Here is a 17005-nt window from a genome sequence, read left to right on the forward strand (position 1 = left end):
TCTGTGCAAGTCAACCTGCGCTGTTGCCGGCTGATCGGGTGTTCTGCGTGTGCTGCTGTGTGCTGCTGTGTGTTGCTGGGTGCCACCACCGAGGCTCAGGAAAGACCCTGGGCCAGACGGTGGTAGGCGTTGTTCCACCGCAGCTCCTGGGCGAACCCACGAGTGGTGGTGGACTCGTCGATGAAGGCGAGCTCCACGCCCGCCATCTCGGCGAAGTCATCGAGGTGCTCACGCCGTAGGGCGGTCGAGAGCACGGTGTGGTGCGGTCCACCGGCGGTGAGCCACGACGTCGTCGAGGTCCGCAGGTCGGGGCGTGGGCTCCAGACCGCCCTGGCCACGGGCAGGTTCGGCAGCTCGGCCAGCGGGTCGACGACGTCGATCGCGTTGCCCACGAGGCGGAACCGGTCACCCATGTCCGCCATGCCGACGGTGACGCCCTCGCCCGGCGCGGCGTCGAAGACGAGCCTGACCGGGTCCTCGCGGCCGCCGATGCCGAGCGGGTGGATCTCGACCCGCGGCCGGGCGCCGGCAATGGTCGGGCAGACCTCGAGCATGTGGGCCCCGAGGATGAGCTCGGCGCCGGGAGCGAGGTGGTAGGTGTAGTCCTCCATGAACGAGGTGCCGCCCGGCAGGCCGACCGCCATGGCCTTGAGGGTGTGCACGAGCACCGAGGTCTTCCAGTCACCCTCGCCACCGAAGCCGTAGCCGTCGGCCATGAGCCGCTGCACGGCCAGCCCCGGCAGCTGCCGCAGCCCACCGAGGTCCTCGAAGTTGGTCGTGAAGGCGCCGTAGCCGCCCTCGACGAGGAACTGGCGCATCCCGAGCTCGATCCGCGCGGCATACCGCAGCGCGTCGTGCTGCTCCCCCGCGGTGCGCAGCTGCGGCACCACGTCGTACTCCTCCGCATACACCTTGACCAAGGCGGTGACGTCCTCGTCGGCGACCGCGTCCACGACGGCGACGAGCTCGTTGACCCCATGGGTGTTGACGGACACGCCGAGGCGGCGCTCGGCCTCCACCTTGTCGCCGTCGGTCACCGCGACGTTCCTCATGTTGTCGCCGAACCTGACCAGCCTGAGGCTACGCACGGCGGCGAGGCCCGTGGCCGCCCGCGCCCAGGCCGCCACGCCCTCGACGACTGCCGGGTCGCTGACGTGTCCGGCCACGGTCTTGCGGGTGACCCCGAGGCGGGACTGCACGTACCCGAACTCACGGTCGCCGTGCGCGGCCTGGTTGAGGTTCATGAAGTCCATGTCGATGGTGGCCCATGGCAGGTCGCGGTTGACCTGGGTGTGCAGGTGGAGCAGCGGCTTCTGCAGCCGCTCCAAGCCGGAGATCCACATCTTCGCCGGGGAGAACGTGTGCATCCAGGCGATGACGCCGATGCACTCGTCGGCGCTGTTGGCCTCGAGCATGATCCGACGGATCGCGTCGGCGTCGGTGAGCACGGGCTTCGCGACCACCTCGGCGAGAACCGAGGGGGCGGCGGCGAGGGTGTCCGAGATGACTCGCGACTGGCCGGCGACCTGCTCCAGGACGTCGTCTCCGTAGAGTCCCTGGCTGCCGGTGAGGAACCAGATCTGGGGGGCTGGGGCGGTGCTCATCGACTTCCGTCCTGTTGTCCGTACACGTTCTGGTACCTGTCGTAGAGGCTGTCGATGTCCGTGTCGTCGAGGCGCCACGTCTGTCCGAGCTGTTGGGCGACGTGGACGGTGCGCGCCACGTCCTCGAGCATCACGGCCGCCTTGACGGCGTCGCGGGCCGAGCGCCCGATGGTGAAGGGTCCGTGCCCGCCCATCAGCACCGCCCGCGAGCGGCTGCCCCGCAGCGTCTCGACGATGCCGCGTCCGATCGAGTCGTCGCCGATCAGGGCGAACGGCCCCACGGGGATGTCCCCACCGAACTCGTCGGCCATCATCGTCAGCACGCAAGGGATGGGCTCACGACGTGCGCACCACGCGGTCGCGTAGGTCGAGTGGGTGTGCACGACACCACCGACCTCGGGCATGTGGCGGTAGACATACGCGTGGGCAGCCGTGTCGGACGAAGGCTGGTGGACTCCCTCGACCAGGTGGCCGTCGAGGTCGCAGACGACCATGTCCTCCGCCGTCAGCTCGTCGTAGGAGACCCCGGACGGCTTGATGACGAACAGGTCCGTCCCAGGGACCCGGCCGGAGACGTTGCCTGCGGTCCAGATCACCAGCTCGTTGCGGATCAGCTCGGCGTGCAGGGAGGCGACGTCTTCCCTCACCACCTCGACCGCCCTTCGCACGGCGGCGCTCGTCGTGGCGCTCATGCGTGTGCCCTCCGACGGATCGCCTTGAGCGTCCGCATGACCGGGTTCGCTCCTCGGCCGAAGTAGTCGTGCAGCGTCCGGTACTCGGCGAACAGCTCGTCGTACGCGGCGACGTTGGCCGGCACCGGTCGGTAGGCAGCCACCCGGCGCCCACCCATGGCCCCCGCCGCCTTGCGGATGTCGGGGTAGGCGCCGGCCGCGACGGCCGCGTGGATCGCCGACCCCAGGGCCGGTCCCTGGTCCGAGGTCACGACGGACAGCGGCAGGTCGAGCACGTCGGCATAGATCTGCATCAGCAGCGGGTTGCGCAGGAGCCCACCGGCGATGATGAACTCGGTGACGGGGACCCCGGCCTCGGCGAAGGTCTCCACGATGACCCGGGTGCCGAAGGCGGTGGCCTCGAGGAGGGCGCGGTACGTGTCCTCCGGACGGGTGGCGAGGGTCTGCCCGACCATCAGACCGGACAGCTCGTGGTCGACGAGCACGGAACGGTTGCCGCTGTGCCAGTCGAGCGCGACGAGCCCGTGGCCGCCGATGGGTTGCTCAGCCGCCAGCCCGGTGAGGTACTCGTGGACACTGAGCCCGCGCTCGTCGGCCCGCACGGCGTACTCCTGCGGCACGGAGCCGTCCACGAACCAGCCGAAGATGTCCCCGACCCCGGACTGGCCGGCCTCGTAGCCCCACAGCCCCGGGACGATGCCGCCGTCGACGACCCCGCACATCCCCGGCACCTCGCGCAGGACGGCACCGTTCATGACGTGACAGGTCGAGGTCCCCATGATGGCGACCATCTGGCCGGGCTCGACGGCTTGGGCCGCAGCTGCGGAGACATGGGCATCGACGTTGCCGACCGCGACGGCGATGCCCTCGGGCAGACCGGTCCACTCCGAGGCCTCCGCCGTCAGCCGTCCGGCGGCCTCGCCCAGCTGACCGATGCGGTGCGCCAGCTTGTCCTCCACGAAGTCCGCGAAACCGGGGTTGAGCTCGGCCAGGAAGTCGCGCGACGGGTACTCGCCTTCCTGGAAGATCCCCTTGTAGCCCGCGGTGCACGCGTTTCGGACGTACTCGCCACACAGCCGCCACACGATCCAGTCGGCGAGCTCCACCCAGCGGGCCGTCGCGGCATACACCTCGGGGGCCTCCTCCAGCAGCTGGAGTGCCTTGGCGAACTCCCACTCCGAGGAGATGAACCCGCCGTACCGACCCAGCCAGGGCTCGTCGCGCTCGGCCGCCAGGGCGTTGATCCGGTCGGCCTGGCCCTGTGCGGCGTGGTGGCGCCAGAGCTTGACGTACGCGTGCGGGTCCGACGCGAAGTCGGCCGTCTCGCACAGCGGCGTCCCGTCCTCGAGGGTCGGGAGCACCGTGCACGCCGTGAAGTCGGTGGCGATGCCGATCACGTCGGCGGCGTCGACACCTGAGCGGCGGACCGCCTCGGGCACGGCGGTGCGCAGCACGTGCACGTAGTCGGTCGGGACCTGCAGCGCCCACTCCGGCGGCAGCTTCTCGCCGGTGCCCGGCAGGGCCGTGTCGACGACGCCGTGGGGGTAGTCGCAGGTGGCGGTGCCCAGCTCGGCCCCGTCACTCACCCGGACGACGAGAGCCCGTCCCGAGAGGGTGCCGAAGTCGACGCCCACGACGTACGACTCGGTGCGGGTGTCGTTCGGCATTGAACTGCTCCTCGGTGAGCTCGGGTCCGGCTTCGTGGCGCGGCGTGTTAGCGCTAACCGGAAGTGTTAACGCTAACATCCAGCCTCGTCAAGAGCCTTCGGAAACTTTCTGCGAGGTGAGCTCGACGACTCAGGCGTGCGGCCGCGCCGTGGATGCCCGGACCACCAGCTTGGGCGGGACCACCTGGGATCCGGAGGTGATCTCTCCCCGGATGCCCTCGGTCAGCAGCTCCATCGCGCCGCGACCGAGGGCCACGAAGTTCTGGCGGACCGTCGTCAGGGGCGGGGTGAAGTACTCCGACTCCGGGATGTCGTCGAACCCGACGACACTCACGTCCTGCGGCACCCGCAGACCGGCCTCGGCCAGTGCGCGCAGCAGCCCGATCGACATCTGGTCGTTCGCGACGAACACCGCGGTGGCCGTCCCGGCTGCCGCGAGCTCGCGGCCCAGTGCAAAGCCACTCGACGCGCTCCAGTCCCCCACCAGCACCTCCGGCACCTCGAGGCCGGCCCTGCTGAGGCTGCGGCGCCAACCGGCCTCACGGGCCTGGGCCTGGTACCAGTCGCGCGGTCCGCTGATGTGGGCGATCCGGGTGTGGCCGAGGTCGACCAGATGCTGGGTGGCGAGCATCGCACCGGCCTCGTGGTCCACCCCCACGGCGAAGCTGGCCCGGCCGGGTGCCGCGTCGAGGACCAGGACCGGGATGGGCAGCGTGGACCCGATGCCCAGGTCGAGTCCGGTGTCGTCGGGCGCGATCAGCACGATCGCCTCCACCGCTTCGGACACCAGGTGGTCGATGGCCGCGGAGGTGGCCTCGGGGGTGACGTCGGGCAATGAGGCGAGGACCATGCTGTAGCCCCTGGCACGGGCAGCCAGCTCCAGTCCGACCACGGTGCTGGAGGGCCCGAAGTAGCCCAACCCCGCGGCAACCACGCCGATGACGCCGGACTTCTGCGTGACCAGTGCGCGGGCGGCGTTGTTGCGCCGGTACCCCAGCTCGCGCACCGCCTCGAGCACCCGGTCGCGGGTGGCGGGAGCCACCTTCGTCGACCCGTTGATGACCCTCGAGACAGTCTGGTGGGACACCCCTGCGACGCGCGCGACGTCCTCGAGCCGTGGCGCCGATCGTGCCGTCGCGCTCATCGCGCCTCCTCCCTCGTGGACTGCCAGGCCCCTTGCGACACGACTATCGCAGGTCGCGCGGGACGCGCGCCGTGAGGGCACGCGGAGGATCGCGGGGGGTCACGCCCCGAGGGCAGCGGCGGCGCGGGCCCGGAGCTGGGCGTGCAGGTGGCGATGGCTCGCTCGGTCGACCGGCACCTCGAGGACGGTGAGCCCTGAGGGCTGCTCCGCCAGCGCGGCGACGAGCTCGTCACGCGTCGCGACCTGCCGGTGCCGGACGTGGTGGGCGGCGCACAGGGCGGCCAGGTCGGTGCCGGTCGGCGTGCCGAAGAGCCGCTCGAACTCGGCTGCCCGGGCCGGCTCGCCCGGCTCGAGGAGGGTGAAGATGCCGCCGCCGTCGTCGTTGGTGACGACCACCGTGAGATCCGGCCGGCGCTCCAGCGGACCGACGAGCAGGCCGTTCGAGTCGTGCAGGAAGGTCAGGTCGCCCATCAGGGCATAGGTCGGCGAGGCATCGGCCAGGGCCAGGCCGCTCGCGGTGGAGACGCAGCCGTCGATGCCCGCGAGTCCCCGGCTCGCGACCACCCGCAGCGGAGTGGACCGCGGCGCCGCGAGGTCGACGTCGCGGGCCGAGTTCGAGGAGCCGAGGAACAGCCTCGCGCCCGTGGGGAGTCCGGAGACGACGGCCGCTGCCACGGCTGCCCCGCTCGGCCACGGGGGTGGCTCCTCTGCCATGGCGACGGCCACCCGGTCACCGGCTGCCCGCCAGGCGTCGGCCCAGACCTCGTCGCCGGCCACGGCACCTTCGCCGTCGACCGGCGCATCGAGGACCGAGGTCGGGTGCACCGCCTGCACATCGGGGCGCGAGACGATCCACTCGTGCGCGCCCACGGCCTCCACCCGGACGCCCGGTCGGCGCAGCAAGGCAGCCACCGGGCGCGACAGCGTGAGGCGGCCGACAGCGATCACGCGGTCGGGGGCGTGCTCGTCCAGCCAGGGCGGGTCGGAGAGCACCAACGGGCCGTGCGGCACGGCGTCGCTGCGTGGGTGCGTGCCGAAGGGCTCGGCCAGCACCGGCCAGCCGCGGGCCGTGGCCCAGCGAACCGCACGGTCGAACTGGTCGGGCTCGGGCAGGTCTCCAACCACCACGAGGGTGCGGGCCGGGCGCAGCGACACGTCGTATGCCGCGGGCGAACCCGTCGCGGGCGCCGCAACAGCCGTGGGCGGCGCGGCCGAGGTGTCCAGCGACTCGGGCCAGGGCTCGTCGTCTTCGGTCGGGACCAGCGGTTCGCGCAGCTGCACGTTGACGTGCACCGGTCCCGGCTCACCGGTGCCCGCCACCCCGGTGGCATGGCGCACGGCGGCCGCCGCGAGGTCGCGCCAGCGCGCCACCTCACCGGTCGCGCGCTGCGGCGCGTCCGCATCGACGGACCAGCGGACGGCGCCGGCAAAGATGCCCGGCTGCACGGTCGTCTGGTTGGCGCCGGTCCCCCGCAGCTCCACCGGGCGGTCGGCCGACAGCACGACGAGCGGCACCACCCCGTGGTGCGCCTCGAGCACCGCCGGGTGGAGGTTCGCGACCGCCGTGCCCGAGGTCGTGACCACCACCGCCGGCACCCGGGTGAGCTTGGCCAGGCCCAGCGCGAGGAACCCGGCGGACCGTTCGTCGACGCGCACGTGCAGCTCGAGTCGACCAGCCCGCTCCGCCTCCCGCAGGGCGTACGCCAGCGGGGCCGACCGCGAACCCGGGCAGAGCACCGCGTGGCGGACCCCGCGTCGGACCAGCTCGTCCACGAGGACCCTCGCGAGCGCGGTGGACGGGTTCACGGGTCGGATTGTGCCACCCCGACCGAGCTCGCCCGCTCACGGCCGGACCCTGCGGATCGCGTAGTCGCGGATCACCGCGACCCCGTGCGTGTCGCCCGCGAAGAACGCCGCGCTGGATGACCGCCAGGCGGCCACCGAGGGATCGCTGGAGTCGTCCACGAGGGCGGCCGTCTGGACGTAGCCGCCGAGGTCATGGACCGTGCTCGCCCGGTCGTCTCCGTCCTCGTAGGCGTCGCGGGTCACGGTGACCCAGCTGGCCCGGTCGGGGTTCGGCCGGCCGTCGAGTCGCGGGACCGCGTCGCGGGTGTGCTCCAGGGACAGCACCTCGATCCCAGGAGGGACCGGCATCCGCGCGACCGGCGCCCCCACCGTCACGACATGGGTGACGCGGTGCCGCGCGGTGAACCGGGGCGACGACGCAAGCCCGGCGGCGGCGATCCCGCCGAGGCTGTGCCCGACGAGCAGCACCGGCGCGGCGACACCGGCAGACTCCCGGTGGCCGACTCGTGCCGCCGCCTGCGCCTGGGCCAGTGCCTGCTGGACACCGTCGGCAAGGACCGTGGACTGCTGGGCCATCGATCGCAGGTCGGTGGTCAGGTCGAACGGGTTGTCGCCGGCCCGGGGATCCCACTCCTGCGTGCCGCTGACCTCGACGATCCAGACGGACCCGGACGGCTGGGCCACCTCGATGACCCGCACGTGACCGGCGTAGTCCTCACCGTCGCCGACGTTGCCCTGGTCGGCGACGAGGTCCCGCAGGCTGCGCAGCGCGAGCGCACCCGGTCGAGGCGCCAGCTCGGGCGTCACCTGCGCCCGCCCCCGGTCGTCGAGGAGGCCCCACCGGGCGGCGGAGTCCGCCAAGACCGCGACGGCATCCTCGTAGTCGAGGTCGTCGAAGGCGTCGTCGAAGGCGTCGAGGTCGTCGTCGTGGAGGTGTGGCGGCGCGGGGCGCAGCAGGGGCGCGGTCAGCGGATCGGCGTGCAGGCCGAGCACGAGGCCCTCGGCCCCACCCGCGAGGTCGGCGACCTGCGGATGGTCGAAGGCCACCCGATCGACCAGTCCCGGGACGTCCACCCCGAGGGAGTGGAGGGCCAGGCACCCCACGAGCAGCTCCGGGGCGAGCAACCCGCCCACAGCCATGACCCGGTCCTGCAGGTCCTCGACGGCGCGAGCCACGGCGGCCTCGCCCGCCCGGTACGCGGCGCCCGCCGCACGCACCGCCCCGGCCAGCTCCAGCAGGGCGGCCAGCTCGGCGGTGAGCCCGACGCCCACGTCCGACAGACCAGCCATCGCCGCCACACCGGTGGCCCGACTGAGCAGCGCACCCGCCACGACGTCCACGTCGACCGCTGCCGCACCGGCCCGCCACCCGAGCTGCGCGCCCTCCCGCGCCACGCGGGCCAGGTCGACCGCGGCCCGCTCCAGCGACTCGACCCCCACCGCGGTGCCACCAGGCCCCCCTCGGACCAGCAGCCCCACCGGGTCCGGCGCCCTGCCGCCGCCCAGCTCCCACCTCACCGGCGACCCCCGCCTCGCAAGGCGCCACCGACCGCCTCGGGCAGCGACGCGCCGAGCGCGGCCACCCGGATCACGGCGGCCCGGGCCCCCTCGACGGCCTCGGCGTGGACGGCCAGGAGGCGCGCGGCCGCCTCGAGCTCGTCGGCACGGCAGCGCAGGCCACCGGCCCGTGCCACCACCTGGACGCGGAAGAGGTCCGCCGCGGGTGACCGCCACGCCACGTCGCCGGTCGCGGCGACCTGGAGCGCGAGCCTCCGCAGGTGCTCCGCGTCGACCGCTAGCCGTCGTGAGATGAGCCTGATCTGTTCCGGGTCCCCGAGCATGCGACCACCCTGGCCGCATCGCAGGCGCCGGCCCATCCATCGAGTACCGGCCTGTGGGTTCGCCTGCCGACATCCTCGGGTTGTGGACGGCTCAGCGCGATACGAGGCCGGTAGCGGGGTCCCGGTCGGTCAGGCAGTAGCGCCGCCCGCCCGGGTCGACGAGCACCGTCCAGACCGCCTCCACGCGCTCGACGGCGGCGCCGAGGGCGAGGTGCCGCGCCGTCTCGGCCGCTCGGTCGAGGCACGCGAAGTCCACGTGCGCCCGCACGTCCCCCTCGCCTTCCACGAGCTGCTGCAGCAGCAGCCGCACCGGTATGCCGTCCGGCCGGAGCAGGCTGGTGAAGCCCGGGACGCTTCCCGGCCGGACCTCCCACCCCGTGAGGGCGGACCAGAAGGCCAGCTCCGCGGCATACGCGGGCTCGGGGACGTCCAGGCAGACCTGGTCGAGCAGGGTCTGGGCACCCGAGCGGACCTGGCCGGCGGCGGTCTCGTGCGGCTGCCACCGGGTCAGGCAGAAGACGAAGCCGCCGGGCGAGCGGCAGACGACCACACCCAGCACCCCGTCGTCGTCGGGCACCTCGGCCACAACCTCCGCGCCCAGCCCGAGCGCCTCGTCGCGGGCCACCTCCAAGGGCGCCTGCACGTCGAGGTCGAGGTGCACCCCGCCGCGGCCACCGACCCGCTGCACCTTGACCCACGCCGAGCCGTCGGCCGGCAGCAGCGTGGCGAACTCCTCCCGGTCACCACGCCGCGGCGAGACGACCGTCGCGGTCGCCGAGCTCCAGTAGTCGACGGCCTCGTCGAAGCCTTCCTCGGGGAGGTCCAGGAACGCCCAGACCCAGCGGACCCTCATGACCCAGCCTCGGCCAGCAGGCCGCCGAGGTCGGCGATGAAGAGGGCCTGGGTCAGCGCCGTGCGGAGCAGCTCCTCGGGGTCGACGCTCTCGCCCGGTGCGTGGATGCGCGACGCAGGCTCCTCGACGCCGAGCAGCATGATCTCCGCGGTGGGCACCAGCTCGGCGAGAGCGGTGGCCAGCGGGATCGAGCCACCCTGGCCGGTCGTCACGGCGTCGCGTCCGAACGCGGTCCGCATCGACCGCCGCATCGCCGCGTAGGCGGGCCCGTCGGTGCGTGCGCGGAAGCCGCGGCCCAGCGAGACCGGCTGGATCTCGACCTGGGCGCCGTACGGCGTGTGGGCTCGAAGGTGGGCGATGAGCAGCTGCTGGGCGGCCGCGGCATCGGTGTCGGCGGGCACGCGCAGGTTGACGACGGCGCGCGCCTCCCCCTGCGCCGCCGCTGTCACCTGTGAGATGGGGGGACAGTCGATCGCGAGCACGGTGGCCGCGGGGCGCGCCCACAGCAGGTCAGCGATCGCGCCAGTGCCGGTGAGCGGCTCGACGCCTTCGAGCAGGCCCGCATCCTCACGAAACCGGTTGGCGTCAAAGGGCGCTCCGTCCCACACCCCGTCGTGCGACAACCCGTCGATCGTGGTCTCACCATCGGGGCCACGCAAGCTGGCCAGAGCCGTGAGGAGGGCCTGGAGCGCATCGGGAGCCGGGCCGCCGTACATGCCCGAGTGCGCAGGGTGGGTCATCGTGCGCACCGTCATCAGCACGCTGCCCGTGCCGCGCAGCGACGTCGTCAGCGTCGGCAGGCCGGCTTCGACGTTGCCCGTGTCGGCGAGGAGCAGCGCGTCGCACGCGACGAGGTCCGGACGCGCGCGGGCCAACGCCTCCATCCCACCGCTGGACTGCTCCTCGGAGCCCTCGCAGACGACCGCGACCTCCACGGGCCAGGAGCCGAGCACCTCCCGCAGCGCCCGGAGGGCGAGCAGGCTGGCCACGAGGTTGCCCTTGCAGTCGGCGGATCCCCTTCCGTACCAACGCCCGTCGACCTCAGTCAGCTCCCAGGGCGGCGTCTGCCACCCGTCGGGGTCACCGACCGGCACGACGTCGTAGTGCGAGTACAGAAGCACCGTCGGCGCACCGGCCGGGCCGGCCGTGCGTCCCACCACTGCGAGCGACCCGTCAGGCGTGGGATGGGCCTGTATGCCGTCCACACCCGCCTGCGTGAACAGCTCACCGACCAGCTCGGCTGCGGCCACGCACTCGCTCGCCGGCTCGATCGCCGGGTTCGCCACCGAGCGCAGCGCGACGAGACGCGCGAGGTCGTCGCGAGCAGCCGGCATACCGGCGTCGACGGCTGCGGCGAGGCGCTCGGCGAGCGAACCCTCGGTCACGGCACCAGGTCGTCGAGGTAGAGGGGCAGCATCTCCCACCAGGTCGGCCAGTCGTGGTCGTAACGGTCGCCCCAGTCGTCGACCCGGTTCGGGATTCCCTTGCGGCCCAGCGCATCAGCAGCCGCCCACGACTCGCCCACGTCCTCCCACCGGCCGCTGCCGGAGGCCAGGACGACGTAGCGGTGGCGCAGCATCTCCAGTGCCGGGCCCTCGAGACCAGGGAGGAACTGCAGGGGGGACGCGAAGTACCAGTCCTCGGTGGTGTCGCCGCCGATGAACTGCTCGACGTGGTAGGTGCCGCTCATGCAGATCGCCGCGCTGAACAGGTGCGGGTAGCGGCAGATCATGGCGAACGAGTTGAAGGCCCCGATGGAGGCACCGGCCAGGACCACCGACTGGGGAGAGCTGTCGGCGTGGATCGCCGGCACCACTTCCTCGGCGATGGCCTGGTGGTACTGGTTGAACAGCCACATCCGGTGCTCGGGCGACCCCTCGTTGCGCTGCAGCGCCTGGCCCGCGGCACTGTCACACGAGTAGACCTTGATCCGGCCGGCCTCGATCATCGGTGCGAGGGTGCCGACCAGGTGGTGGCGCTCGACCTCCTCGGCGTCTCCGCCGGCCGTCGGGAACAGCAGCACGGGCACGCCGTAGTGGCCCCAGCGGACCAGCGAGATGTCTCGCCCCATCCGCTCCGAGTGCCAGCGTTCGGTGACCTTCATGCCGTCCTCCATCTGGTCGGGTGCATCTACTCGTACACGAACTTCTGGGGTCCGGGGAACAGCCACGACAGCCCGTCTCGCAGGCGGTCGCGCCAGTCCTCCCAGTTGTGGCCGTCGCGCGCCTCGACGTACTTCACGGTCATGCCGGCGCCGCGGAAGACCGGCACCATCGACCGGTTGGGGGTGATCAGCGGTTCGTACGTCCCGCAGCTCATGAACAGCCGCTCGACCGGCGCCGTCGGCTTGGCGCGGTAGCGGTTGACGAACTTCACCACCGGGTCGAAGGCCGGCCCGCCGCCGTGGTCGGTGCCGATGTCGGTGAAGACCAGCGACGCCGACTGCAGGAAGAGCGACCCGAAGACCCCGGGGTAGCGCACCGCCGTGGACAGCGACGCGATCCCGCCGAAGCTCGACCCCATCAGGCAGCGCGCCTCGGGGTCGTCGACCAGGGGCAGTCGCTCGGCGAGGGTGGGCAGCAGCTCGCGCGCGATGAACCGGGCGTGCGGCGCGTGGTTCGGGTACTCCCGCAACCGGTCCCGGGGTGGGACGAACGCCGCGATGAGGGGAGCGACGTCGAGCCGGTGGATCAGGTTGTCCAGCACCGTCTTCATCGCCGCGTAGTTGAGGTAGTCGTCGCCGTCGTGCACGACGAGCAGCGGGTAGCGCAGGGAGGGGTTGTAGCGCGCCGGCAGGTAGAGCTTCACAGGCTGTTCGCGACGCAGCGCCTTCGACCGGAAGGTGTCCTCGACGAGCTCGCCGGGGCGGGCCTCCGGGTCGTGGTGCACCCAGTCCGGCACCTCGTAGCCGGTGGCGGCGCACACCGAGCTCGACCCCATCGGCGAGTGCGCCACCCGGGGGTTGAGCGGGTCGTTGAAGGTCTCGTAGCGGTCGCCGTAGCGGGTCTCGAGCTGGTACTCGACCCGGGATCCGTTGGGCAGCACCGTGGTCACGGCCCAGAGGTCGGTGTCGGGCAGCCGCTTCATGGACAGGGGGTCGGGCAGCCCGACGACGCGGTGCCGCACCCGCACCTCGTCGGCCTCGCCGCGGAAGAGGAAGGTCGCCCGCTCCCCCTCGATGATGGGCGCCCCGTGGCGGGCGACGAACCGGTCGAGGACGGCGTCGTCGACGGGCAGGCGCTCCCGGAGCCGGTTGACGGCCAGCCGTCCCTCGCTCACGAGACACCTCCCCGACCATTGGTCCCCAGCTCGTGCACCGCGCCGTCGATGCCGAGGATCCGCGCACCGCGGGGCAGGCCGCCGTCCGCGGTGAGCTCGAGGGCGGTGCCGTCGTCGAGCAGGACGCAGTGCTGGTCGGTGAACCGCCGGGCCATGACGGCACAGCGGTCCCGGTCGTCCAGCCGCAGCCGGCGTCGGGCGTGCGGCAGGGCCACGATGCCCTGCACCCGGCCCAGCCCGCGGTCGAACACCTCGGCCTCGGTGTTCCCCTCCGGGCCGTGGTCGTGGAACAGCACGACCCGCTCGGTCAACGCCATCGCCCCGGCCGACCAGGCGATCACCGGCACGTCGTCGGGGATGGTGATCGCGAAGAGCCGCAGGGTCCGCAGGAGGGTGCCGACGTGACCACCGGTCAGCACGACCGCCGCCGACTGCCCGAGCAGGTCCGCCAGCTCCCCCCGGTGCCAGCCGATCACTCCGCTGGAGTCGATCGGCGCCGCCCCTTCGAGGTCGGCATAGAGCCCCTTGAGCTGGGCGGCGTACCACTGGTCGATGTGGCGGACGACCTCGATCGAGTCGTCCAGGGCCGCGTGTGCCGTGGCCTCGCCCCGGACCCGTCCCTCACCTTCGCGCGTGCGGCGCTGCACGGCATACACACCGTCCATGGCGTTCTGGAGGCGCAGCCGGTAGAGGGACAGGAGCGCGTCGTGGCGGTCGCGGAAGGCGAGCGCGGCGCTGCCGAACGCCTCGTCCTTGGTGATCACGTCGAGGCTGCGGTGGTAGAGCCGCAGGTGGCGGGTGTCGCCGCCGAGGACGGTGTCGAGCTCGTCGACGACGTCCTCACGCTCCTCCCAGCCGGCGTTGATCGTCGCGACGGGTCCGTCGACACCGAGGGAACGCAGGGCGGTGCCGGCCGTGGTCATGAACCGTTGCGGCCCGAGGAGGACGGTGCGCATCAGGGGTCGGGACTAGCCCGCGTGGACGTGGATGGTGCGGCCCACGTCGTCGAGCATCCCGCGCAGGGTGTCGTAGTCGGGGTGCCGCATCCGCACGTAGGCGTTGGCCATGTAGCCCGCCTCGACCGGCTGGGTGTGGTGGCCCACCGGCGGGAAGTGGCCGTCGATGATCCACTCACCGTGGCGGCGCTGGATCTCCTCGATGCCGCTGTAGCCGGTGATGTGGCCGTCGGCGTCCGGACGCAGGGCGATGATGCCGGCGGAGTAGGGGCGACGCATCGGCGACTCGGGGACGCCGTGGGTGATGATGTGCGCCCACTCGCGGTAGACGTCCACGTCGTTGCTCGCGGAGTAGAGGTCCCAGCAGCCAACTCCCGGAGGGCGGCAGCCGATCTCGGAGAACTTCAGGCCCTTGGGTCCGTGGAACCACTCCATGTGGGTCGCGCTGGTCCCGATGCCCAGGGCCTCGATGACCTTGGCGCCCATCGCGGCGACCTCGGTGTAGAACGACGAGTCGGCCATCCGGTTGGTGGTCGCGAACTGGGGGGAGATCCAGCGGCTGCGCATCGCCTCGAGGACGTTGGGGTAGTAGTGCGTGGTCCAGTCGTGGACGACGTGGCCGTCCTTGGCGATGGTGTCGTAGAAGCCCTCGTGGCCCTCGACGAACTCCTCGATCGCGATCGAGGCCGCACCGTGCGAGCCGAACTCCGTGAGCGCGTGGGCCAGCTCGGTGTCGTTGTCGACCCGCATCGTGTCCTTGGCGCCGGCGCCGTCGCGCGGCTTGAGGATGAGCGGGTAGCCGACCGCCTCGGCGAAGGCCCAGGCCTCGTGGGCGTGGTCGATGGCGGCGGACGCGGCAGTGGGGACACCCACCTCGCGCAGGGCCTGCTTCATCGACGGCTTGTCGCGGCACAGCCAGGTGGTGCGCACCGACGTGCCGGGGATGCCGGTGGCCTCCCGGACCTGCGCGGCGACCATGGTGTGCGCCTCGACCGTGGCCTCGAGCCCGTCCACCCAGACCTTGGACTGGATGAACTGCACGGCCTCGGTCATCGCCCGCAGGTCGGTGACCGACCCGACCTTGTAGTAGCCGCTCATCGCGGTGCGGAGCTCGTCGTCGAGGGTGTACTCGTCGGACTCCCCGATGCCGATGACGTTGGCCCCGACCGACGCGAGCGCGAGGGCGAACCGACGCTGGTTGGCAGGGAACCCCGGCTCCACGAAGACGATGTTCACGGCCCCGACTCTAGCCACGCGGGGCGGTCCGTGCGCGCGCCCGGGGTCGCCATGAGCCGCTGGTCAGGCCAGGAACGCCCAGGAGTCACGGACCCGCTGGGTCCACCACGCAACGCGGTCGGCGGGGGCTGCCCACCGCGCGAGCAGTGCCTCGTCCGCCTCGACCCGCCCGACCGGGAGCACCCCTGCGCGCGGGAGGAGCGGGGCGTCCGTGACGTCGCCACCGAGCAGCGCGACGGTGCCCAGCCCGCAGGCGAACGGCAGCTCGGGCAGGGCCGCGGCGAGCGCGACCCCCGCGGCCATGCCCACGGAGGTGTCGAGGGCCGAGGAGACCACGGCGGGCAGCCCGCACTCGCCGACCACTTCCAGCGCGCGCGACACCCCGCCGAGCGGGGCGACCTTGACGACGACCAGGTCGGCCGCCTCCTCGCGTGCCACCCGCACCGGGTCCTCGGCCTTGCGGATCGACTCGTCGGCGGCCACCAACACGTCGGTGCCGTGGCGGGCCAGCGCCAGGCGCAGCTCGCGCAGCTCGCGCACCTCCGCGCACGGCTGCTCCGCATACTCCAGCCGGTATGCCGCGAGGCGGCTGAGCGCTTCGGTCGCCTCCCGGACCGACCACCCGCCGTTGGCGTCCACCCGGATCCGGCCGGTCGGGCCCAGCACGTCGCGCACGGCGGCGACGCGGTCGAGGTCGTCCTCGAGACCCTGGCCGCGCTCGGCGACCTTGACCTTGGCCGTCGTCGCGCCCTCGAACCGCGCCAGCACCCCGGCCACGTCTGCGGCGGCCACCGCCGGAACGGTCGCGTTGACCGGGACGACGTCGCGGCGCGGCGCCGGCCACCGGCCCCACCCCGCCTCGACCGCGGCCGCGAGCCAGCGCGATGACTCAGGAGGCCCGTACTCGACGAACGGGGAGAACTCCGCCCACCCGGACGGGCCGCGCAGCAGAGCCGCCTCGCGCTCGGTGACCCCGCGGAAGCGGACCCGCAGGGGGATCGACACGACCCGCAGCCCCGCGAGCAGCTCCTCGACGGGAGGCAGCTCGGGCAGGCTCGGCGACGTCATGCGCCCCATTGCAGCAGATGCGCCCGGACCGTGGCTGTCGGCCCGGGCGCGTCACCCGGGAGGGTCCCACGGTCGGGCACCCCGGACACCCGCCGACAATCCGCATGGAATAGGCATGGACGGGAATCCGCTGCACCAGTGAGTAACTAATCCCACCCGAGCAGGTCACTTCGGCCTGCCCTGGCCGACGGGCCCGCACCATCCGGACCCGCTCGCCCTGACCGTCCCCCGGCCGTTCCCACGAAAGGTGCCCCGTGCCGACTCTCTCCGACTTCACCGCCACCACCCTCACCGGTGAGGAGCAGCCGCTGGCCGAGTACGCCGGCAAGGTCGCCCTCGTCGTCAACACCGCCAGTGAGTGCGGCTTCACCCCCCAGTTCGAGGGCCTGGAGAAGCTCTACGGCGAGTACGAAGACAAGGGCCTGGTCGTGCTCGGCTTTCCGTGCAACCAGTTCGGCGGTCAGGAGCCCGGTGACGAGGCCCAGATCGGCGAGTTCTGCCAGCGCAACTACGGGGTGAGCTTCCCGATGTTCGCCAAGGTCGACGTGAACGGCGACGACGCCCACCCGGTCTTCGACTGGCTGAAGTCGGAGAAGGGCGGCCTGCTCGGCGGCGCGATCAAGTGGAACTTCACCAAGTTCCTCGTCGGTCGCGACGGCACGGTCCTCAAGCGCTACGGCTCGACCACCAAGCCCGAGGACATCGCCAAGGACCTCGAGGAAGCCCTCGCCGCCTGACCCGCCCGCCCCCCGCCCGGCCTGACCCCACCCGTCCCACCTTTATCGGGTCTTGGGACAACGTTGAGCCTCACCCCGGAACGGTTCCGGGGTGAGGCTCAACGTTTCGGGGTGAAGCGCAG

At 72.4% G+C, this 17005-nt stretch carries 15 protein-coding genes; 1 reads left to right on the forward strand and 14 read right to left on the reverse strand.

What is annotated here, in order from left to right:
* Nucleotides 1–95 precede the first annotated feature (95 nt).
* From araA to ASG91_RS19545, 14 genes are all read right to left on the reverse strand, one after another.
* Nucleotides 96–1604, reverse strand: a complete 1509-nt coding sequence (araA, locus tag ASG91_RS19480; protein ID WP_056924319.1) for an L-arabinose isomerase — start codon at nucleotides 1602–1604, stop codon at nucleotides 96–98.
* Nucleotides 1601–2296, reverse strand: coding sequence for an L-ribulose-5-phosphate 4-epimerase (locus ASG91_RS19485; RefSeq protein WP_056924320.1), 696 nt, complete (start codon nucleotides 2294–2296; stop codon nucleotides 1601–1603). Before ASG91_RS19485 ends, araA begins: the two co-directional genes overlap by 4 nt.
* Nucleotides 2293–3963: a ribulokinase gene (gene araB, locus ASG91_RS19490; RefSeq protein ID WP_056924321.1), complete on the reverse strand. Its 1671-nt coding sequence runs from the start codon at nucleotides 3961–3963 to the stop codon at nucleotides 2293–2295. The genes ASG91_RS19485 and araB overlap by 4 nt, the downstream gene beginning before the upstream one ends.
* A gap of 130 nt (nucleotides 3964–4093) precedes the next feature.
* Nucleotides 4094–5107, reverse strand: coding sequence for a LacI family DNA-binding transcriptional regulator (locus ASG91_RS19495; RefSeq protein ID WP_056924322.1), 1014 nt, complete (start codon nucleotides 5105–5107; stop codon nucleotides 4094–4096).
* 99 nt (nucleotides 5108–5206) lie between these two features.
* On the reverse strand, nucleotides 5207–6913 hold the full coding sequence (gene menD / locus ASG91_RS19500) for a 2-succinyl-5-enolpyruvyl-6-hydroxy-3-cyclohexene-1-carboxylic-acid synthase (protein ID WP_056924323.1): 1707 nt from the start codon (nucleotides 6911–6913) through the stop codon (nucleotides 5207–5209).
* A 36-nt stretch (nucleotides 6914–6949) separates the two neighbouring features.
* On the reverse strand, nucleotides 6950–8431 hold the full coding sequence (locus tag ASG91_RS19505; protein ID WP_157606444.1) for a hypothetical protein: 1482 nt from the start codon (nucleotides 8429–8431) through the stop codon (nucleotides 6950–6952).
* Complete coding sequence (locus ASG91_RS19510) at nucleotides 8428–8754, reverse strand: hypothetical protein (RefSeq protein WP_056924325.1); 327 nt, start codon at nucleotides 8752–8754, stop codon at nucleotides 8428–8430. The genes ASG91_RS19505 and ASG91_RS19510 overlap by 4 nt, the downstream gene beginning before the upstream one ends.
* A 91-nt stretch (nucleotides 8755–8845) precedes the next feature.
* The gene (locus ASG91_RS19515) at nucleotides 8846–9607 is read right to left on the reverse strand and encodes a VOC family protein (protein WP_056924326.1); all 762 of its coding nucleotides are present in this window, start codon (nucleotides 9605–9607) and stop codon (nucleotides 8846–8848) included.
* Entirely contained in the window at nucleotides 9604–10992 is a 1389-nt protein-coding gene (locus tag ASG91_RS19520; protein WP_082594376.1) for a M20/M25/M40 family metallo-hydrolase, read from the reverse strand. The genes ASG91_RS19515 and ASG91_RS19520 overlap by 4 nt, the downstream gene beginning before the upstream one ends.
* Nucleotides 10989–11711, reverse strand: a complete 723-nt coding sequence (locus ASG91_RS19525) for an esterase family protein (RefSeq protein ID WP_056924327.1) — start codon at nucleotides 11709–11711, stop codon at nucleotides 10989–10991. The genes ASG91_RS19520 and ASG91_RS19525 overlap by 4 nt, the downstream gene beginning before the upstream one ends.
* 26 nt (nucleotides 11712–11737) lie before the next feature.
* Nucleotides 11738–12886 carry an alpha/beta hydrolase-fold protein gene (locus tag ASG91_RS19530; protein ID WP_056924328.1) on the reverse strand — a complete coding sequence of 383 codons (1149 nt, stop codon included), beginning with the start codon at nucleotides 12884–12886 and terminating at the stop codon, nucleotides 11738–11740.
* Entirely contained in the window at nucleotides 12883–13842 is a 960-nt protein-coding gene (locus ASG91_RS19535; RefSeq protein ID WP_056924329.1) for a Type 1 glutamine amidotransferase-like domain-containing protein, read from the reverse strand. The genes ASG91_RS19530 and ASG91_RS19535 overlap by 4 nt, the downstream gene beginning before the upstream one ends.
* A 12-nt stretch (nucleotides 13843–13854) precedes the next feature.
* On the reverse strand, nucleotides 13855–15078 hold the full coding sequence (locus ASG91_RS19540) for an acetyl-CoA carboxylase biotin carboxylase subunit family protein (RefSeq protein WP_056924330.1): 1224 nt from the start codon (nucleotides 15076–15078) through the stop codon (nucleotides 13855–13857).
* A 63-nt stretch (nucleotides 15079–15141) separates the two neighbouring features.
* Complete coding sequence (locus ASG91_RS19545) at nucleotides 15142–16146, reverse strand: o-succinylbenzoate synthase (protein ID WP_056924331.1); 1005 nt, start codon at nucleotides 16144–16146, stop codon at nucleotides 15142–15144.
* A gap of 254 nt (nucleotides 16147–16400) precedes the next feature.
* Here ASG91_RS19545 and ASG91_RS19550 point away from each other — a divergent pair, with 254 nt between their 5' ends.
* Nucleotides 16401–16883 (forward strand): glutathione peroxidase, encoded by a 483-nt coding sequence (locus tag ASG91_RS19550; RefSeq protein WP_056924332.1) that lies wholly within the window; start codon nucleotides 16401–16403, stop codon nucleotides 16881–16883.
* The last annotated feature ends 122 nt before the right edge of the window (nucleotides 16884–17005 follow it).

It is taken from the genome of Phycicoccus sp. Soil802, assembly GCF_001429605.1.
GTDB lineage: Bacteria > Actinomycetota > Actinomycetes > Actinomycetales > Dermatophilaceae > Pedococcus.

Coding starts and splice junctions, on each gene's coding strand:
- ASG91_RS19545 (WP_056924331.1), bottom strand. CDS start 16,146: ATGACGTCGCCGAGCCTGCCCGAGCTGCCTCCCGTCGAGGAGCTGCTC.
- araA (WP_056924319.1), bottom strand. CDS start 1,604: ATGAGCACCGCCCCAGCCCCCCAGATCTGGTTCCTCACCGGCAGCCAG.
- araB (WP_056924321.1), bottom strand. CDS start 3,963: ATGCCGAACGACACCCGCACCGAGTCGTACGTCGTGGGCGTCGACTTC.
- ASG91_RS19525 (WP_056924327.1), bottom strand. CDS start 11,711: ATGAAGGTCACCGAACGCTGGCACTCGGAGCGGATGGGGCGAGACATC.
- ASG91_RS19535 (WP_056924329.1), bottom strand. CDS start 13,842: ATGCGCACCGTCCTCCTCGGGCCGCAACGGTTCATGACCACGGCCGGC.
- ASG91_RS19485 (WP_056924320.1), bottom strand. CDS start 2,296: ATGAGCGCCACGACGAGCGCCGCCGTGCGAAGGGCGGTCGAGGTGGTG.
- ASG91_RS19515 (WP_056924326.1), bottom strand. CDS start 9,607: ATGAGGGTCCGCTGGGTCTGGGCGTTCCTGGACCTCCCCGAGGAAGGC.
- ASG91_RS19510 (WP_056924325.1), bottom strand. CDS start 8,754: ATGCTCGGGGACCCGGAACAGATCAGGCTCATCTCACGACGGCTAGCG.
- ASG91_RS19495 (WP_056924322.1), bottom strand. CDS start 5,107: ATGAGCGCGACGGCACGATCGGCGCCACGGCTCGAGGACGTCGCGCGC.